General features: G+C 55.0%; 16 protein-coding genes. 14 read left to right on the top strand and 2 right to left on the bottom strand.

Annotated features, from left to right (window positions below; all coding sequences use genetic code 11):
* The first annotated feature begins 2 nt into the window (after positions 1 to 2).
* From lpxK to AB1S50_RS11225, 9 genes are all read left to right on the top strand, one after another.
* Positions 3 to 1,028: a tetraacyldisaccharide 4'-kinase gene (gene lpxK, locus AB1S50_RS11265; RefSeq protein ID WP_367150792.1), complete on the top strand. Its 1,026-nt coding sequence runs from the start codon at positions 3 to 5 to the stop codon at positions 1,026 to 1,028.
* Positions 1,025 to 1,789: a 3-deoxy-manno-octulosonate cytidylyltransferase gene (gene kdsB / locus AB1S50_RS11260; RefSeq protein ID WP_367150791.1), complete on the top strand. Its 765-nt coding sequence runs from the start codon at positions 1,025 to 1,027 to the stop codon at positions 1,787 to 1,789. Before lpxK ends, kdsB begins: the two co-directional genes overlap by 4 nt.
* A 3-nt stretch (positions 1,790 to 1,792) precedes the next feature.
* Positions 1,793 to 2,809: a UDP-N-acetylmuramate dehydrogenase gene (gene murB, locus AB1S50_RS11255; RefSeq protein WP_367150790.1), complete on the top strand. Its 1,017-nt coding sequence runs from the start codon at positions 1,793 to 1,795 to the stop codon at positions 2,807 to 2,809.
* A 132-nt stretch (positions 2,810 to 2,941) separates the two neighbouring features.
* On the top strand, positions 2,942 to 3,586 hold the full coding sequence (locus AB1S50_RS11250; RefSeq protein WP_367150789.1) for an alpha-ketoglutarate-dependent dioxygenase AlkB family protein: 645 nt from the start codon (positions 2,942 to 2,944) through the stop codon (positions 3,584 to 3,586).
* Between the two features lie 230 nt (positions 3,587 to 3,816).
* Positions 3,817 to 4,470, top strand: coding sequence for a response regulator (locus AB1S50_RS11245; RefSeq protein ID WP_367150788.1), 654 nt, complete (start codon positions 3,817 to 3,819; stop codon positions 4,468 to 4,470).
* A 79-nt stretch (positions 4,471 to 4,549) separates the two neighbouring features.
* Positions 4,550 to 6,373 (top strand): excinuclease ABC subunit UvrC, encoded by a 1,824-nt coding sequence (gene uvrC / locus AB1S50_RS11240; protein ID WP_367150785.1) that lies wholly within the window; start codon positions 4,550 to 4,552, stop codon positions 6,371 to 6,373.
* 102 nt (positions 6,374 to 6,475) lie between these two features.
* A complete protein-coding gene (gene pgsA, locus AB1S50_RS11235) occupies positions 6,476 to 7,036 on the top strand; it encodes a CDP-diacylglycerol--glycerol-3-phosphate 3-phosphatidyltransferase (RefSeq protein WP_367150783.1) in 561 nt (186 codons plus the stop codon).
* Between the two features lie 613 nt (positions 7,037 to 7,649).
* Positions 7,650 to 9,698: a ricin-type beta-trefoil lectin domain protein gene (locus AB1S50_RS11230; protein WP_367150781.1), complete on the top strand. Its 2,049-nt coding sequence runs from the start codon at positions 7,650 to 7,652 to the stop codon at positions 9,696 to 9,698.
* 560 nt (positions 9,699 to 10,258) lie between these two features.
* Positions 10,259 to 11,839: an arylsulfatase gene (locus AB1S50_RS11225; protein WP_455363750.1), complete on the top strand. Its 1,581-nt coding sequence runs from the start codon at positions 10,259 to 10,261 to the stop codon at positions 11,837 to 11,839.
* Between the two features lie 67 nt (positions 11,840 to 11,906).
* On the opposite strand, the gene AB1S50_RS11220 is transcribed toward AB1S50_RS11225, so the two are convergent.
* A complete protein-coding gene (locus tag AB1S50_RS11220) occupies positions 11,907 to 12,932 on the bottom strand; it encodes an HAD family hydrolase (protein WP_367150777.1) in 1,026 nt (341 codons plus the stop codon).
* Positions 12,933 to 13,160: 228 nt separating this feature from the next.
* Between AB1S50_RS11220 and AB1S50_RS11215 the strand changes: the two genes are divergently transcribed.
* Entirely contained in the window at positions 13,161 to 14,840 is a 1,680-nt protein-coding gene (locus AB1S50_RS11215; RefSeq protein WP_367150775.1) for an NAD-dependent malic enzyme, read from the top strand.
* Between the two features lie 84 nt (positions 14,841 to 14,924).
* Here AB1S50_RS11215 and AB1S50_RS11210 read toward each other — a convergent pair whose 3' ends face one another.
* Positions 14,925 to 16,229, bottom strand: a complete 1,305-nt coding sequence (locus tag AB1S50_RS11210; protein ID WP_367150773.1) for an MgtC/SapB family protein — start codon at positions 16,227 to 16,229, stop codon at positions 14,925 to 14,927.
* Positions 16,230 to 16,651: 422 nt separating this feature from the next.
* Here AB1S50_RS11210 and AB1S50_RS11205 point away from each other — a divergent pair, with 422 nt between their 5' ends.
* From AB1S50_RS11205 to AB1S50_RS11190, 4 genes are read left to right on the top strand one after another with little or no spacing between them, the layout of a single operon-like run.
* Entirely contained in the window at positions 16,652 to 17,092 is a 441-nt protein-coding gene (locus AB1S50_RS11205) for a MarR family winged helix-turn-helix transcriptional regulator (protein ID WP_367150771.1), read from the top strand.
* A gap of 33 nt (positions 17,093 to 17,125) precedes the next feature.
* A complete protein-coding gene (locus AB1S50_RS11200; protein WP_367150770.1) occupies positions 17,126 to 17,500 on the top strand; it encodes an antibiotic biosynthesis monooxygenase family protein in 375 nt (124 codons plus the stop codon).
* A gap of 30 nt (positions 17,501 to 17,530) precedes the next feature.
* Entirely contained in the window at positions 17,531 to 18,076 is a 546-nt protein-coding gene (locus AB1S50_RS11195) for a cytochrome b (RefSeq protein WP_367150769.1), read from the top strand.
* Positions 18,073 to 19,155 (top strand): CDGSH iron-sulfur domain-containing protein, encoded by a 1,083-nt coding sequence (locus AB1S50_RS11190; RefSeq protein ID WP_367150767.1) that lies wholly within the window; start codon positions 18,073 to 18,075, stop codon positions 19,153 to 19,155. Before AB1S50_RS11195 ends, AB1S50_RS11190 begins: the two co-directional genes overlap by 4 nt.
* The last annotated feature ends 293 nt before the right edge of the window (positions 19,156 to 19,448 follow it).

The raw sequence follows: 19,448 nt of genomic DNA, 5'->3' as shown, positions 1-19,448 counted from the left end.
TGATGTCACTGGAAGACTGGTTCAACAGGCGCTGGTACCCGAACGGGAATAGTGGCTCTCCGCTGGTCCCGCTGGCGCCCCTGTCGGGGCTCTATGGTGTACTGGCCGGCCGGCGCCGCAGGCGATATCTCACCCAACCCCCGGAGCCGTTACCGGTACCGGTTATTGTGGTGGGCAACATTACCGTCGGTGGTGCCGGCAAGACGCCGCTGGTGGCGGAGCTGGCGCGCTGGCTGCACGGCCGCGGACTGAATCCCGGGATAGTGAGCCGCGGTTACGGCGGTCGGCCCCGGGCTTATCCCTATCAGGTCACCGCCCAGTCCCATGTACTGGAGTCCGGCGATGAGCCGCTTATGCTGCATCTGGTCACCGGGCGACCGGTGATGGTGTCGCCAAACCGTACTGAGGCCGCCCGGGCCCTGATCGATTACCATCAGTGTGACGTGATTATTGCCGATGACGGCCTGCAACATTATGCTCTCTGGCGCTCGCTGGAAATCTGTGTGGTAGACGGCGTCCGCGGGCTGGGCAACGGCAGGTTGCTTCCCAGGGGGCCTCTGCGGGAACCCGGTTCAAGGCTGCGCCAGGTGGATATGGTGGTGGTCAATGGCGAGCCCACAGAAAAGGTGCGGCAGCAGTGCGGCGACCTGTTGGAGTTTCAGATGCTGCTGGAACCATCCTGCTGGCACCAGTTCAACCTGGACGATACTTCAACCCTAGAGCTCTCTTCCGGCCCGGAGCCCGGCCCCTGTCACGCGGTTTGCGCCATTGGCAACCCGCAGCGCTTTTTCCGCGGACTGAGCGCTATGGGTTACCAGGCGAAAGAGCAGGCTTTCGGCGACCACCACCAGTTTACGCCCCATGAACTGCACTTCGATGGAGAGACCCCAGTCATAATGACGATGAAGGATGCGGTAAAATGCCGCGACTTCTGGCAGAGCCACTGGTGGGCGCTGGAAGTGCGGACAAAACTGCCAAACACTTTTTACCAGCGTGTCTACAGCCATCTGCAAGAATTTCAGCAATGAGTCAACACCCGCCCTTTGATGTGGTCATCCCGGCCCGCTTCGGTTCCAGCCGGCTACCCGGAAAACCGCTGGTGGATATCGGTGGCGAACCCATGATCCAGCATGTGTACCGGCGCGCCAGCGACAGTAGTGCCCAGCGTGTGGTGGTGGCTACCGATGATAACCGGGTGGCTGAGGCGGTGCGCGCTTTTGGCGGTGAAGTCTGCATGACTTCTGCAGACCATGTGTCCGGTACCGATCGCCTGCAGGAGGTTGCAGTCAAGCTGAATCTGGCGGCGGACCGGATACTGGTCAATGTGCAGGGGGACGAACCGCTGATTCCCTCGACAGTAATCGATCAGGTTGCAGCGAATCTGGCCGGAACCTCTGCGGGCGCTGCCACCCTGGCGGAGCCCATTGGCTCAGCGGAGGATTTCCTCAATCCAAATATCGTCAAGGTGGTCACCTCTGAGTCGGGCTTCGCACACTATTTTTCGCGTGCCCCAATACCCTGGCCGAGGGACGCCTTTTCCAGGGATCCGTGTCGTCTGCCGGACGGATTTCTCCCCAGGCGCCATATTGGGATTTACGCCTATCGGGTGGCCCTGCTCAATCGCTTCGTCGCCTGGCCTGTGGCGCCGCTGGAGGCCACGGAATGCCTGGAGCAGTTGCGCTTCCTGTACCACGAGCAACCCATCCACGTTGCGGATGCCTGTGAACAAGTGCCCGGCGGTGTCGATACCGAACAGGACCTGGAGCGCATGCGGGAAATACTGGCCTGACCGATGATTCACACCGACGTGGATTTACAGCCCCTGAATACTCTGGCTATAGCCGCCAAGGCGGATTTTTTTGCCCGGGTGACCAGTCTGGAACAGCTGCTGGAGGTGCTGGAGTTTTCCCGTCATCGGCAACTGCCGGTTCTCCCTCTCGGTGGCGGCAGCAACATAGTGTTGACGGGAGATTTTCCCGGGCTGGTGATTCACCTGCAGTTGCAGGGTGTGTCGATGGTGGATACCGGTGAGGACACGCTGGTGACTGCAGCGGCGGGGGAAAACTGGCACCAGTTGGTAATGCGGACGGTGGAGCAGGGTATTGGCGGGCTTGAGAACCTGGCGTTAATACCCGGCTGTATTGGCGCCGCGCCAATACAAAATATCGGCGCTTATGGCGTCGAGCTGCGGGATATTTTTTGGGACCTGACTGCAGTGCATATCGCCAGTGGCGAACAGCAAAAATTTTCGGCTAATGACTGTCAGTTCGAGTACCGTAGCAGTGTTTTTAAGGGCCGCGCCCTGGATCAGTTTGTCATCACTCGAGTACGGATGCGACTGCCACGCCGCTGGGTACCACGGATCGATTATCCGGCCCTGCAGCATTACTTCAATGAACATCAGCTCGACGCGGCAGAACAGAGGCCGGACCAGATAGCGAGGGCAGTAATTGCGATTCGCAGCAGCAAGCTGCCAGACCCGGCAGAGATTCCAAACGCAGGCAGCTTTTTTAAAAATCCATTGGTTAGCGAATCCTGCTATTTTGCCTTGAAGCAGCGCTACCCGGAACTGGTCGCCTTTCCCGCCGGCGAACGGTGGAAGCTGGCGGCGGGCTGGCTGATTGAGCGGGCCGGTTGGCGCGGTAAGCGTCTCAATAATGTCGGCGTGCACCAGCGTCAGGCATTGGTGTTGATAAACCCGGGGCGGGGCCCGGGGGCAGAAGTGACACGATTGGCAGCTGAAATCGCAACAGATATTTACCAGAAATTCGGTGTCGAGTTGGAGCCGGAGCCCCGCTACTACCCCTAGGGCCTGTTCAAACTGACAGAATTGGCCTCGTCCGGGACAGCGATCTGGCGGGTTGCGTGGCGCCGCTTTTCGATGGGCAGATTCCCGGCGACGTTTTGCAATTGGTGGATAAACAGGGCTCCACGACCAGCCATGGTGAATGAGAATATTTTTACCTCCAGAGCACTGGCGGTGGCCGGGGCCAGTGAATCGGTCGAATGGTTGGCACTGGAGCCGGGCAGGGCACTGTTGATCAGGGACTGGTTATCGCCGGAGGCCTCGAGCGAACTCCTGCGGGACTGCCGCCAAAACCTGCAGTGGGACCAGCCGAAAGTGTACCTTTTTGGCCGTCACTACCCCATTCCAAGACTGCACGCCTATGTGGGTGATCCGGGCGCTGTGTATCGATGGTCCGGGCTGGCTTTGACTCCCCAGCCCTGGAGCCGGCCACTGACGGCTGTGCGGGCGCGGCTCGCCGCCGCCGGTTTTGATTTCAACTCCGTATTGGTCAACCGCTATAGGGGTGGGCGCGACAGCATGGGGTGGCACGCGGACAACGAGCGGGAACTGGGTACTTATCCTGTCATAGCGACACTCAGTCTGGGACAGTTGCGCAGGCTGAGTTTCCGGCGACGGGACAAGAGTCGGCGTCTGGCGTTGGATTTACCAAACGGATCGCTGCTATTTACTTCGGGTGCGGTACAGCAATTCTGGTTGCATCAGCTGGCAAAAAGTGCGCGCCAGATGGATGAAAGAATCAGTTTGACTTTTCGAAAAATCGAATTGAGTCCATCATAAGTCCGTATTCATTGTCGGGTTAATAGATGCTTTTCCATTCGCCGGTGCTGGCATCACTGGTATCCCTTTGCACCGACAGGATAGTCTGGTATGTTGCCCCAAGGCTTTGTGGCATTACTTTTACGAGGTCGGTTTCCTCGTCAGGTGAAAACTATAAAAACGGTAAAAGATTGCAGGCGGGACTGGGTTCCGCAAAACGCAACGTAGTGTATTCCGTAGTTGGGGCGAAATTGACTAAAGTCTTGGTGGTAGACGATCACGACCTGGTGCGTATGGGTATTTCGCGCATGCTCGCTGACGTCGATGGGATTGAAGTGATTGGCGAGGCGAGCAGCGGGGAGGAGGCCCTGGATTTCTGCCGCCAGACAGAGGTTGACGTTATTCTTATGGACGTCAAGATGCCGGGTATGGGAGGACTCGAGGCCACCCGCAAGTTGTTGCATCGCTGGCCCCAGATGAAGGTAATCGCAGTCAGCGCTCTCGACGACGATCTTTTCCCGGGGCGCATGCTAAAAGCCGGAGCCTGGGGTTATCTGACCAAGGGTACGCAGCTCAAGGAAATGATCGTGGCCATTCGCACCGTAGTTGCCGGAAAGATGCATATTACCAGAGATGTTGCGGTCAAGTTGGCAGTGCGCAATATGGGCGGGAAGCTGGCAAATGCCTCCCCATTCGATAAGCTTTCCGAACGTGAACTCCAGGCGGCTGTCATGATCGTCAACGGAATGAAAGTGGCGGAGATTGCCAATACCATGTCGGTCAGTTCCAAGACTGTCAACAGCTATCGCTATCGTATTTTTGCCAAGCTGGATATTCAGAGCGATGTGGAGCTGGCGCTGCTCGCGGTAAAGCACCAACTGCTCGATCCGGAGGCCGCCCTGTAAGATCTTGTTGTCAGACCGGGAATTTTGATGTAATTCCCGGCACCAAATGACGGATCCCATAGCAGATAGCTGTACCACTATGAGGCAACCTTTCGACAGCAAGCGCTTTTTGCAGAGTCTGACCCGCAGCCCCGGTGTCTACCAGATGTTTGACGCCGAAGGGCGCATATTGTACGTCGGCAAGGCCAAGAATCTTCGCAACCGCCTCTCCAGCTACTTTCGCGCCGCCGGGCTCACAGCCAAAACCATGGCGCTGGTGGAGCGAATCAACAGCATTGAGGTTACCGTCACCCGCAGTGAGACCGAGGCCCTGGTGCTGGAGCAGAGTCTCATCAAGTCCCAAAAACCTCCCTATAATGTGATGTTGAGGGATGACAAGAGTTACCCTTATATTTTTCTCTCCAGCAAAGACACCTTTCCCCGCATTGCTTTGCACCGGGGTGCAAAGCGCAAAAAAGGGCAGTATTTTGGCCCTTATCCCAATGCGGCCTCCGTAAGAGACAGTGTGAATTTTCTGCAGAAGACATTCCGCATCCGCTCCTGTGAGGACAGTGTCTTTCGCAACCGTTCACGGCCCTGTTTGCAGTACCAGATCAACCGCTGCACCGCACCCTGCGTCAATTTTATCAGCGAGGAGGACTATCGCGCTGATGTGCGCCATGCGGAAATGTTTCTCAGCGGCAAAAGCGACACTATCATCCGCGAACTGGCAGATGAGATGGACAAGGCGTCCAAACTGCTCGACTTTGAAAAGGCCGCGCGCCTCCGCGACCAGATCGCCGATTTGCGGCGCCTGCAGGCAGACCAGGTGGCGGAGAGAAGCAGCGGCAATGTCGATGTGATCGGAGTGGCCGTCCTGGGCGGTAATTGCTGCGTACACATTCTATTTATCCGGCAGGGGCGGATACTGGGCAGCCGCAGCTATTTCCCAGCGGAGCGGCTGGGGCTTTCCGCTGCCGAATTGCTGTCCGCTTTTATTCCCCAGTTCTATTTGGGGGGACGGCGTGAGGTGCCGAGGGAAATCCTCACTGCGGAGGCTGTCGGCGATACTGAGCTTTTGCAGCGTGCCCTTAGCGAACACAGTGGGCGGGAGGTGACACTGGCGCACCGGCTGCGCGGCAACCGGGCGACCTGGGTCTCTATGGCACAGCAGGCCGCGGAGCAAAATCTCAGCAGCCGCACCGCAGCCCAGCAAAAGTTGCTCAGCCGCTTCGGCGCCCTGCAGGAGAGCCTGGGCCTGGAGCAGCTGCCCGAGCGGCTGGAGTGCTTTGATATCAGCCATTCCAGCGGGGAGGCGCCAGTGGCATCCTGTGTCGTCTTCGATACCGGCGGCGCAGTAAAATCCGACTATCGCCGATTCAATATTGAGGGGGTCCAGCCCGGAGACGACTATGCGGCGATGGCCCAGGCACTGAAGCGGCGCTACACACGCCTTGCCAGCGGGGAGGGTAAATTCCCCAATATACTGCTTATCGACGGTGGCAAGGGCCAGGTGCGGCAGGCGGTGGACTGCCTGAATGAATTGGGTGTAGTGGGTGTGCAGATAATTGGCGTGGCCAAGGGCAGCAGCCGCAAGACGGGACTTGAAACCCTCTATGTGGTGGCGGGGGACAAGACCCATGTGCTGGCATCAGATTCCGCTGCACTGCACCTGATTCAGCAGGTGCGGGATGAAGCGCACCGCTTTGCCATAACCGGCCATCGTGCACGCCGCGATAAAAAGCGTCGTGAGTCGCCCCTTGAGGGCATCCCCGGGGTTGGGCCGGCACGCCGCAGAGCCCTGCTGCGTCATTTCGGGGGACTGCAGGAGATACGTCGCGCGACTGTGGATGAGCTGGCGGGTGTGGATGGTGTGAGCGGAAAGCTGGCCAGGGAAATTTACGACGCGCTGCACAGCCACTGACCCGCGCACTGTGTCACAGAGCCAAAAAGCCGGGTCGCAGGCAATGTTTCTTTTTCTTCCATGACTTGGTAAGTTACACCCTCATTAGAGACAGGGGCAAGCATGACACTCGCCAACCAGATAACGCTACTGCGCGTCGCGTTGATACCGGTATTCGTATTGGTATTTTACCTGCCCTACAAATGGAGTTATCTGGCTTCGGCAGTAATTTTCTCCGCAGCGGCCATCACCGATTGGCTGGACGGCTACATAGCCCGGCGAATGAATCAAAGCACGCCTTTCGGAGCTTTTCTGGATCCCGTAGCGGATAAGCTAATGGTTGCCACTGCGCTGGTTTTACTGGTCGGTCTGCATCAAAACAGTTGGTTCACCGTGGCTGCGGCGGTGATTATCGGGCGTGAAATTGCGGTATCCGGGTTGCGAGAATGGATGGCTGAACTGGGTAAGCGCAGCAGCGTAGCGGTTTCCTTTATCGGCAAAATCAAAACGACCGCCCAGATGGCGGCTATTATAGTGCTGCTGGCTTTCGATGTGCGGGAGTATCCACTGATGGAAGCCCTTGGCTATGTATTGCTCTATGTGGCCGCCGCGCTCACATTGTGGACTATGGTAGTATACCTTCGCGCTGCCTGGCCGACCCTGATGGGCGAGCCGGACGTCTGAATCAATTACTATTCCGGCGCCTGCGTCGGTCTCTGTTCCGCAGCAATACTTCCCTATACCGCACTTGCTAGGCACTTTATTTGGCTGGTTGGTTAATAGTTACCGGTATAAAAAGCCTCCCCGGCTTTTGGGCCGGAGTTTGCGAGACATCTATGCAAACCTTTCACCACGAAGAAAAACTATAATCTGCTGAGTTTTTGTGTGACGGTAAAAAATATTTATTTCTATTTTCGTTTGCTTGTGCGGCTCAATTTTATTCTATTCATCTTCACTTTTTAAACTTTATTGCTTAATTCCGCAAAAGCTTTTCCGGCTGAGATTCTCTATTTTAAAAATTAGTTTTGCAAAAATTGCATCTGGGTGGTGCCAGCTTTCATCCTGATGGGGTATGGCTTGGAAAGGTGTCCGCCATGAACTTATCTATTTTGTCCAGGGCCTGCTGCCAGAGCGGTAATTATTACATTTAATTGATACGTCTTTGATTGTCTGTAGGGCTTGTAAATGATGACGGCGAGATGTTATAAAAAATAGTATTGAAAAACGAAAGAGGAGAATTTTTGAATTAGAGTAAGGTTTTCTTATTTAGGATAAAAATCATGCAAGGATTCGTCATATGAATGTCATAAAGACACGCTCACTTTTTTTCGTCGTGCTGCTTTTCACATGTACAGTTTCTTTCTTTATTCCAAACAGCTCCCAGGCACATATCAGTGAATTCAGTTTTGCCACTTTTAATATGCAGGGGGCAAATAGCGATACTGATAGTACCTGGCAAGTGGATGTCCGGGCGATTTTGAGCGGAACCAGAGAGTATCTTGGTGCTCCACGGGATCTGGTAGCACTGCAGGAAGCCGGGGCAGTGCCCGCCTCGGCCGGTAATGCACTGAGAAGCTGGGAGGCTGCAGCGGCTCCCGGAGCCATCGTTTCAGAATACCTGTGGACTGTAAATCGACAGAGTTACTATATTTATCATCTGCCGGTATTTGGAGATCACGATACGCCTTCCGACGGTAGGCGCACCAACCTTGCCATTGTTTCACGCTATAGAGCCAGTGCAGTATCCATCCTTCCCGCGACACAGGGCACCAGCCGCGAAAGTTTTGGAATTACCATCAATACCGGTGCCCAGGGTAGTACCCCTACCACGGTCTACACTGTTCACGCGGGCTCATATGGGCGCACCAGGAACAACAATGCCGATACGGTGTTGGCGCAGATTGCGACAGCCAACTCCACCTCTTCGTGGCTGGCTCTGGGGGATTTTAACCGGGACCTGCAAAACCATGAATATCCGGATACGAATGGAAACCCTCTGCCGGATTTAACCCCAACACTCCCGGCCGGAAGCCACCTGTACCGGAGCTTTCAGCCAACCCATATATTTCCCACCAATGATACCAGGCCGGGTGAACTGGATTTTGCGGTGTCAAGTGATTTTATCGCTGGATTTGGTGGCAGAAATCTGTCGGTTTACTCCGACCATGCGGCAGTGGGGTTCGAGTTGGGTGGTGCTGCAGGTGAAGGCCATATAGCGCTTAAACTTCGGGATCAGACCAAATGTGTGGAAGTGGCCGGCGGGCAGCCAGTGGACAAAGCGAATTTACAATTGTGGGACTGTAAGAATCGTCCGTCACAGCGCTGGTCGTTTTATCCGGATGGCACTATTCGCTCCATGGGTTTGTGCATGGGCCGTGTCAGTGGTGACTACAACGTACAACTACAAAACTGTATATCCGGAAGCCTCCAGCAAAGGTGGGTGGTTGATCATGTCGAAGGGCATATTGCCTCTTCATCGGCCACAGGTCTGTGTCTGGACGTCAATAGGCAACAAGGTGGCGATAACTCAAATGGGGCCAATATTGATCTCTACGATTGCGGCGGCCTTACCTATGATGCGGATTTTTCCTGGGTAATTCCGGCGCGTGAGGGAAACCTGGTGCCCAGGAAAGACTATAACAAGTGTGCTGAAGTATCCGGTGCTCAAACTGCCAACGGAACTCAGATCACAATTTGGGGCTGTGAAGATTTACCCAATCAGACGCCGGAACAACTGTGGACCTTTTCCACAGATGGCACAATTCGGTCTATGGGGAAGTGTCTCGACAATGCCGGAGGGGGTAGTAGCAATGGCAATATGATCCAGCTGTGGGATTGTAGCAATAACGGTGCTAACAATAATCAGCAGTGGGTGATAGCAAATAATCAGCTAAAAAACCCTTTTACTGGCAAGTGCTTTGACCTCAGTCAGGGGGATACTTCCAATGGTAATGACGTCTGGCTGTGGGAATGCCAGGGGACAAATCTGAATCAGCAGTGGTTCTATCCGGAAGTTCAGGGTCGTCTGATGCTCGTTGATAGTGGGGTTAGTGACTGTTTGGATGATGACGGAACTCAATTCCTGGACGGCGTCTGCAAGCCATATAATGATCCGGAAGCAGGAAATCAATTGTTGCAAATCAATGCAGATGGAAGTATCTATAACGATGGGCAATGCCTGGGGGTCAACGCCAGTCAGTCCAACCGGGTAGAATGGATGAACTGCAATGGTTCTGACGCTCAGAGATGGTATCTTGACGATGATCTGCGCTTAAATAATTCCATCTACTGGCCCTTGGTTATCGATACCTACTCTCTTTCAGAAGCAGAATTTATCATATGGTAATCTGGTCGTAAGGCGCTCAGGGTTTCTGGCCGGTTTTCTTAGGGCTATGGATCGGCAATATTATGAGCCCGGCAACTTATTTGGTTGCCGGGCTCATAATCCCCTACCTCTCCCAGCTGGACAGCACAATATCTGGAGTTTATCCCAACGCGGCACAGCTGGCCCGATGCCTCGCAAGTTTCGCAGGATCGCTTGCGAATTGGGCAGATTTTGGGCTTTGAAAGGGACTGGGAAGCTTTACTTCTTAAGGTGACCTTCTGTTGCAGAAATTAGCGTTGAATAGAGTTCAGGGGGAGTACAGTCCCGAGGGTAGTGTAAGCTGGGCCCGTCCTCAAGGTGTATGCCAGTGCAGGACGCATTTATGTCCTCAGATGTGATGGTCAGAGGGGTAGGCTCGGCAGCAGCAGGCTGTTGAGCCGGTCCCATTAATTCGTATGTTTGTCGTCAAAGGTTGGTGACGCCAACTTCCTTTTCCGGATTTGAGCTGTTGATAATCATCTAGTCTTGAAGGAGGAATTGGCCAAAGTTGTCCTGGCCATACTGTGGCCGGAGGTAAATTGATGCACAAGCAAACTCTTTGGTGGATCCTTCCTCAACGCCTCGCTGCAAGCTGGAGATCTTTGGCGTCAATTGCCTTCTTAGTGATATCCAGCTCCGCCTGGACCCAGGAAAAGCCTAACATTCTGGTGATCTGGGGAGACGATATTGGTGTTTGGAATATCAGTTTCAACAATCGGGGCATGATGGGTTATATGACCCCCAATATCGATCGCATAGCCAATGAGGGGCTGTCGTTTACCGACTATTATGGCCAGCAGTCCTGCACCGCCGGTAGGGCCGCATTTGTAGGTGGCAATGTCCCCGTCAGGACAGGAATGACCAAGGTTGGACTGCCAGGGGCAAAAGAGGGCTGGCAGGAATCCGATGTGACCATTGCAACGGTGATGAAAGGTCTCGGCTATGTCACTGGTCAGTTCGGTAAGAACCATTTCGGTGACCGTGACGAGCATCTGCCCATCAATCACGGATTCGATGAGTTTTTCGGTAATCTCTACCACCTGAATGCGGAAGAGGAACCGGAAAACCGTGATTATCCTAAAAACCCGGAGTTCCGCAAGAAATTCGGCCCACGTGGCGTGATCCGAGCCAAGGCAAATGGAGAAATTGAAGATACGGGGCCGCTGACCAAAAAGCGGATGGAAACCATTGATGACGAAACTATTGCGGCAGCGATCGAGTTTATCAAGCGCGCACACAAGGACAATAAGCCTTTCTTTGTCTGGTGGAATGCCACGCGGATGCACTTCAGGACACATGTGCGGGAGGAGCACACCAACCTTGCCGGGCCCAACAGCAACGAATACGAAGACGGTATGGTGGAACATGACCAGCATGTGGGTCAGTTGCTGGATCTTCTCGATGAATTGAAAATCGCCGACAATACCATCGTCTTCTATTCCACTGACAATGGTCCCCACTACAATACCTGGCCAGATTCCGGAACCACGATTTTCCGCAGTGAAAAGAACTCCAATTGGGAGGGAGCCTATCGGGTGCCGGCTTTCGTGCGCTGGCCGGGTAAATTTCCCGCCGGCAAGACCTTGAATGGTATCGTTTCCCACGAGGACTGGCTGCCGACCTTTGCCGCCGTTGGTGGTGACCCGGACATCAAGCAAAAGCTGCTTGAAGGGGTCAAGCTGGAAGGTAGGAAATACCGGAACTATATCGACGGCAAAAACATGCTGCCGTATTTCACTGGTGAGACGGATAAATCGCCGCGCTCGGACTTTATCTATGTCAATGACGATGGTCAGATAGTGGCGATGCGCTACGATGCCTGGAAATCGGTCTTTCAGGAGAACCGGGGGCAGGCGTTTGGTGTCTGGATGGAACCCTTCACGGAACTGAGAGTCCCTCTGTTGTTCAATCTGCGCCGCGATCCATTTGAACGCGCGCAGCACAACTCCAATGTATATTACGATTGGCTGATAGACAGGGCGTTTGTGCTGGTGCCAATGCAGCAGATAGCGAGCGAGTTTCTCAAAACCATGCAGGACTATCCACCCAGCCAGAGCCCGGGCTCATTCAATCTGGAAAAGGTCCAGAAGCAGATAGAGGCGGGTGCTTCCGGCAGCAACTGACCTGTATATGGACGGGGTCCTGTGGACTTGGGGAGCCAGTCCCTATCTCCATTCGGTGTCCGTCTATCTATTGCTCGAGAACGAAGATCGTCTTCCAGTCGTTTTTCATGCTGATCACGATCCAGCCGGACTCTTCCGCCTCCCGCATTAGCTCTTTGGAGAAACTTCCAAATTGGGTGTCCGGCAGACCGCGGGCGGGGCCGTAGGCATATTCCCGTTTTGGATCGTCGTGGAGTACCAGCATCATCAGGCGCGCGCCCTTGCCGGCGGCGGTCCACTGCAGCATTTCTCTGTCGCCGTCGGAGTTTCCGAATGCGGCCAGGGGCCGTTTGCCAATGAAATTATGAATACCTATCGGCTTTCCGGCTTTGTCGTCCACAAAATTCAGCTCCGATAACCGCAGGAGCCGCGGCTTGCCATTCTCTATCTCATACTTGATTTTTACGCTGGAGCCAACCACCTGCTCCGGTGGAATTCCATAGACTGTCTGGGAAATAGGCCGGATGAAGTCAGTCCCGCCGCCCGATACTATATAGGTTTTGAAGCCGTGGCTTCGCAGATAGTTGAGCAGTTCCAGCATCGGCAGATAGGCGAGCTCTGTATAGCGGCGTTTGAAGCGTGGATGTCGCGCGGATGCAAACCAATCCTTGACTATTGTTTCGAACTCAGTGGTGCTCATACCGGTATGCGAGGCCATCACCAGTTCCAGGATACCCTTGGAGCCCAGTTGGCCGAGTGCATTGAAGTCCTTGTCGAGCGCTGCTTTAAATGGCTGCTTGTTTTTCCAGTCCGGATGCGCAGGTGCCAGAGCGTCGATTCGGTCCAATGCAAACGCCAATTGCGTGTAAACGGGGTGGGATGGCCACAGAGTCCCGTCGTTGTCGAAAACAACGATTCTGTCCTGGGGCTCCACATAGACCGCTTGAGACTGGTCTGTGACTGCTTGAACAAACTCCACTATGGCCTGCTTCGCCGCTCCCTGATTCCATGAGGGCAGTGGATCCTCGTCGGCGAAGACTGGTAAGGACAGTGTCAGCGCAGTCAGGGGGATGGTCAGCAGTAGCGCCAGTCTGGCGCCTGGCGAAGCGGCCATAGCTTGAATTCCTCCAAAGGGTGGATTTGGCCCCGAGCCTTTCTGTTCCCCATTGGGTGGTCGGGATCTGTAAATCAATACACAGTATAGATACAGCCTGGCAGTCTGGCCTCGTTCGGTATCCACGCTCATTTCACCCTGGAAGTGGGCCTGGGCTAAGCGAAAGCCGGGACATAATTTAGCGCAGTAGGGTAATGTGCATGCCGATTTCCGGGTATAATCCCGACGATGACCAATGAAGACAAACGCCCACTGTATATACCCCATGCGGGTCCATCCCTGCTGGAGATGCCACTGCTCAACAAGGGCAGCGCTTTTACCCTGAAGGAGCGCCTCGAGTTCAATCTGGCCGGGCTGCTGCCCCACAATGTGGAAACCATTGAAGAGCAGGTGCGCCGCGCCTATCACCAGTACTGCCAGTGCAATACGGATCTGGAACGCCACATCTACCTGCGGGCAATCCAGGACGACAATGAAACCCTCTTCTTTCGCCTGATCCAGGCCCATATTGAGGAAATGCTACCGATCATCTACACGCCGACGGTGGGTCAGGCGTGCGAGGAGTTTTCCAATATCTATCGCAACCACCGCGGCTTGTTTGTGTCCTATCCGGACCGCGAGCACATGGACGATATCCTGCGCAGTGCCACCAAGGACAATGTCAAAGTCATAGTGGTTACCGACGGTGAACGTATCCTCGGCCTTGGTGACCAGGGTATCGGTGGCATGGGCATTCCCATTGGCAAGTTGTCCTTATATACCGCCTGTGGCGGTATCAGCCCCGCCTACACACTGCCGGTCATGCTGGATGTGGGTACCAACAACCGCACTTTACTGGACGACCCCATGTATATGGGATGGCGCCACGAGCGGGTGCCCCAGGAAGAATATGACGAATTCGTTGAGGAGTTTATCGCGGCGGTGAAACGCCGCTGGCCCAGAGTATTGGTGCAGTTCGAGGACTTTGCCCAATCGAATGCCATGCCGCTGCTGGAACGCTACCGGGACCGGCTGTGCTGTTTCAACGACGATATCCAGGGCACTGCAGCGGTTTGTCTGGGGACGCTGCTGGCGGCGTGTAAGGCAAAAGGAGAGCCTCTGGGCTTGCAGCGTGTCCTTGTGGTGGGAGCCGGTTCGGCCGGCTGTGGTATTGCGGAGCAGATCGTAAAAGCCATGGTCGACGAGGGGCTGTCGGAGCGGGAATCCCGACAGAGAATATTGATGTTTGACCGCTACGGTCTGGTTACCGACGACGTCAAGGGGTTGCACGACTTCCAGGCGCGCCTGGCCCAGGAATCGGCGCTGTATCCCAACGCCAACCAGTGGAGTTTGCTGCAGCTGGTCCAGCAGGTCCAGCCAACCATTCTGATAGGTGTTTCGGGGCAGGGCGGCCTGTTCACTCAGGAGGTGGTCGAAGCCATGCACGTCGGCTGCAAGCGCCCGCTGATTTTGCCCTTGTCGAATCCCACATCGCGCGCTGAGGCCCGGCCGCAGGAACTTCTGGCCTGGACCAATGGCGACGCCATGGTCGCCACCGGCAGCCCCTTTGCGCCGGTGGAGCTGGAAGGGAAGAGCTACAATGTGGCCCAGTGCAATAATGTCTACATTTTCCCGGGGGTCGGGCTGGGTGTGATCGCCGCCGGAGCCACGCGGGTGACTGACGGCATGTTGATGGCGGCATCCAAAGCGCTGGCCGAGCATGCGCCGGTGGTCAGGACCGGAGCCGGTGCCCTGCTGCCGGCACTGTCCGATATTCGTGAAATTACCCGCTATATCGGCATGAAAGTGGGCCTGCAGGCCCAGGCCGACGGTGTCGCGCCGGGTATAACTGAGGACAAGCTGAAAGCGGCGATAGAGCGCAACTTTTGGTGCCCCGGATACCGGCGTTACCGTAGGCGATCTTTTTAGGGCTTGTCGACACTATTAACCTGGCAATCTAGTCGATGGGGAATCCTCCGCCGGATTGCCGGGTTAATGATGTGAAGGTGGCAATCATGGCTGAGGCCATAGAAAAACCACTGCCAGACCCGCGCAGAAAGGCAGCGCGAACAATAATATTAATCGCCGGAACAGCGCTCTTCCGCCAAGAATACCACCCACAACCGCCTTGAAGGCCAGGTTGGCGAGGGTGGCGATGACAATTGCACGCAGGGCGGTTGCGGGCTCCAGCAACCCCTCTCCAGCCAGATTGGCACTGGAAAGGGTGATGGCATCCACGTCGGCAAATCCGGAAATCATTGCCACCAGATAGGTGCCGCGGTTGCCAAGATACTCCTGGCCGGCGGCGATACCCAGCAGCACCGCAGCGTAGAGACAGGCGAAGATCAGCGCCGAGCCAAGTTCCGCCGGGTTGCTCTGCGCCGGTATGTCGTACTTCCGCCGGCTGATTGTACGATAACCGACGCCACAGACCGCGACGCTGACCGCCATTAGCGCGGCCAGCGGCGGTGCCAGCTGGCCCAGAATATGGGGCGCCACCACTGAGATCTCAACAAAGATACGCACAAACATGGTAGTGGAGGCGATCAGTATCACCAGGGCCGCCAGGTCGAGCGCAGTGTCATTGTTGCGGACGCGCTGGGCATAGCTGACGGTGGTTGCGGTGGAGGAGATAAGGCCGCCGATGACACCGCTCAACAGGGTGCCCGCCTGGGCGCCCACCAGTTTGTAAAGACCATAGCCTCCCAGGCCGATGCCGACGATAAGTACTACCAGCAGCCAAATTTTGAAGGGGTTCAGGACGTCGTAGGGGCCAAAGGTTTGATTGGGCAGCACTGGCAGAATAATGAGTGAAATTAGCGCAAATCGCATAATTGCGCGAAGGTCATTTTCGCTCAGCCGCTGTGCAAACCTGTGCATACTGGGTTTCAGGTGCAGCAGTACAGTAATGGTGCCGCCAGCGACCACCGCCAGTGTTTTGTCACCGACCACCAGCAGGACGCCGAGGAGAAACATCAGCAGGGCGGTGACTTCGGTGGTGACACCGGAGGTTTCCGCCTCTCCGCGAAGGCGTTCGAGATTGCCCAGTAATATTAAAACCACCATACACAGAAGGCCGATGGCCATCAGCCAGGCGGCGTCATAGATCTGGCTGGTGCGCGCCACCATGGCACCAAACAGTGCGATCAGGGGAAAGGTCCGGATTCCGCCGAGGCGGACTGCGGTGCGCTCCCTCTGCAGTCCAACCAGCAGGCCAAGTCCCAGGGCGATACCGAAAGCGACCAGAGTGTCCGTATCCAAAAACAGCTCCGGCCAGACTGCTCCAGTTGTGCCCGGCTTGGCGGGGGTTTCCGTCATTGTCAGGTCCGCTCAGTGGCAGTCAGTTTTGCTCGGTTGTTGCTGTGTCCTGGGCCTGTAACAGGCCGGTAATAACTCCACAATGCCGGCGACCCCACAGGGTGGACTGAATTAAGAAGTGGCTTGCCAGCTAAACAACTGCTTATTAATAATAAGGTAGGAGAATTTTCCCCTATTGGCGATCTGGACTGGTGTGTGCCTTTATTGTGTAGGGTGTTCCTGGAACCTAATTCCCGGTGTGGGTCATTGCGCCTCGATACGCCAACCTGCAAAGCTCGGATTTGACCTGGCATACACTGAAATCCCGTTTGCAGACACTCAATATGGCTTTATCAGCCTGTCGCCAATGTGGGCTTGGGCATTCAACGGTGGGCAGATAAGATAATTGACAATATATTACCATTATGACAGTATAGGGTCCTATGAGGCGAACAACAGAAGGCGAGGCTTTGACTGCCCTGATCCTTGAGACCTTTCGGTTGAACGGGGAGCTATTGGCGGCCGGCAACAAACTGACCAAACCGATGGGCATGACCAGTGCCCGCTGGCAGGTAATGGGGGCTATCGACGAATGGGGGCAGCCCCTCACGGTCGCCCAGATTGCCAGGAGGATGGGGCTCGCCCGTCAGGGCGTTCAGCGCATCGTCAATGATCTCAATGCCCAAGGATTGGTTACTTTGGAGGCAAATCTGGATCACAAACGTTCGCCGCTTGTCGCCATCAGCGAAACCGGAAGTGCGGTCATGGTCGAGATAGGCAAAGCACAGTCCACCTGGGTCAACACACTGGCCGAGGGGCTGAGTGAGCGACGTATCCGGGATGCGCTCCGGCTCTTGGAAATTGTTCGCGGCCGTATTGAGTAAACCAGTGTTATCAGCAACTGTTAGAGGATTTGAATGATGGCGAGGTTCGAAGAACTCAACGACAAAGTCAGCCTGGCTGACCAGATGCAAACCAACGAAGACGGCTCCATAGTGCTAATCAACGTCTTCACCATCGATCCAGCCGATGAGGAGGCCCTGCTTGCGGCGTGGAAGCACGATGCAGATTTTATGCGTGCCCAGCCCGGTTATATCTCCACACAGATGCATAAAGCCATAGGCGGCAGCGGAACCTTCGTTAACTATGCAATATGGGAAAGTGTGGAGAGCTTCCGCAACGCCTTCTCAAACCCGGAATTTCAGAAGCGCATCGGCGGTTACCCTGAAAGTGCGGTTGCCTCGCCGCACCTGTTCAAAAAGCTGGCCGTGTCTGGCCACTGTGTGGCCTAAGCCACTGCGCAGCGTATAGAGAGCAGCAAGATGTCATTCAAAAGCGCACCGGATCAGTACGGCAGGGTTGCTGTGGCTATCCACTGGTTCAGTGCTTTGCTTATGGTTGCACTGATTGGTTCGGGTTTTCGAGCGGCTGAAATGGAAGACGCGGCCGCCAAAGCAGCCGTCTTGCGCGTACATATCCCCATAGGCGTCACCATTCTGCTCCTTACCTTGACACGCCTCGGCTGGTGGTTATTTGTAGACAATAAACCTGCTTCCGTACCCATGCCCAGCTGGCAGCATGTTGCCTCTCGAGTTGTCCATATTTTGTTCTACGTACTTATTCTCGGCACGGCCGCCAGTGGCATTGGAACAATGATTTTGTCGGGTGCTGGCCCGATAATTTTTGGTGGAGAGCTGGTGACAACGCTGCCTGACTTCTTCGACTATCCACCGCGCAGGCCCCATGAAATAGGCGCCGGCGCCATAGTTGCGCTGCTGGTTCTCCATGCCGGAGCGGTGCTATATCACCAGCTATTCAAACAGGACCAGCTGCTGCAACGCATGTGGTTCGAAGAGAGGCAACGATGATGAAAACCAGAGTTCACGCAATTGCCGGTATTGTAAGTTTCTTAATGATTGCCAGCTTCTGGACCTCGACAGCGGTTTCAGAGCTGATAGGTAACGAAGCGGCCGTTACGGCGGTTAAGAATGGCATTCTCTGGGGAATGGCTGTGTTGATTCCGGCCATGATAATTACCGGAGGCTCCGGAATGTCCCTGGGGCGGGGCCGCAATGATCCCGGCGTTTTGGCGAAGAAAAAGCGGATGCCGATTATTGCATTGAACGGCCTGATCATTCTGGTTCCATGCGCATTTTTTTTGGCCTCGAAAGCCAACTCTGGCTCCTTTGATAGTGTTTTCTTTGCTGTTCAGGGGTTGGAACTGATTGCCGGCGCGATGAATCTGACATTGATGGGGCTTAACATCCGAGATGGCTTGCGTCTCACGGGTCGGATCGCATCCCCCAGCGCCGGGCCCGCGAAGAGTGCTGCATCGATCGAGTTAAGCAAGAACGGCCCCGCGATCACACATAGCCTGGAGGACTTGAAGGGAGTCGATGGTGCAGACATACCCACTCGGGCCACGATGGCTTTATGCCGCTGCGGTGCATCAAATAACAAGCCATTTTGTGATGGTTCCCATGCCCGCGTTGGATATTCGGATGAGAAATCCCCTGAACGAACCACAGACGAAATTTTGAGCTACAAGGGCAGAGACATAACAGTCCTTTACAATCGCCTGGTCTGTTCCAAGTCCTACGAATGCGGCCGGCGCCTCCAGGCGGTATTTGATACAGAGCGTGATCCCTGGATAGATCCAGACAAAGGTTCGGTCGCTGCAATAATTGACGTTATACGCGCTTGCCCCTCCGGTGCCTTGCGCTACGAAAGAAATGGTGAAGGTATCCACCACGAGATACCACCCGGGATTTCAATTCAAGTAGAGGCAAATGGACCCTATCGTATTCGTAATCTGGCACTGGTAAATGCGGATTGGTGTGAGGGTGCGTGCGAGAAAAAATATTCCCTTTGCCGTTGTGGTGCTTCGAAGAACAAACCTTTTTGCGATGGATCACACCTTGCGGCAAATTTTACGGATGAAACCTAGCAGGTTGTTGAAAAAGGCATCCTGCCTGTTTCAAAACACGAAAAGCGAAAAATGTGATTTTCACTTTTCTTCCAAAATCAACGACTTAGGCGTCGTCGATTTTGCCGGAACATCCATATTCCGGTACCAGGTTGTCGAAATTCTGCGAATTTCAACAGCCTGCTAGGGCCTGTTAACACTAATTAGCCGGTCAGCGATCAATGAAAAGTTGATGAAGAACTTAAAAACGACATCCAACTTATCAAATCGACTAAATATTCTTCGGAAACCTTTCAAGCGGCGAAACAGACGCT

This window comes from Microbulbifer discodermiae, from assembly GCF_040742695.1.
Taxonomy (GTDB): domain Bacteria; phylum Pseudomonadota; class Gammaproteobacteria; order Pseudomonadales; family Cellvibrionaceae; genus Microbulbifer.
This window is presented reverse-complemented; position numbering and strand designations above follow the sequence as displayed.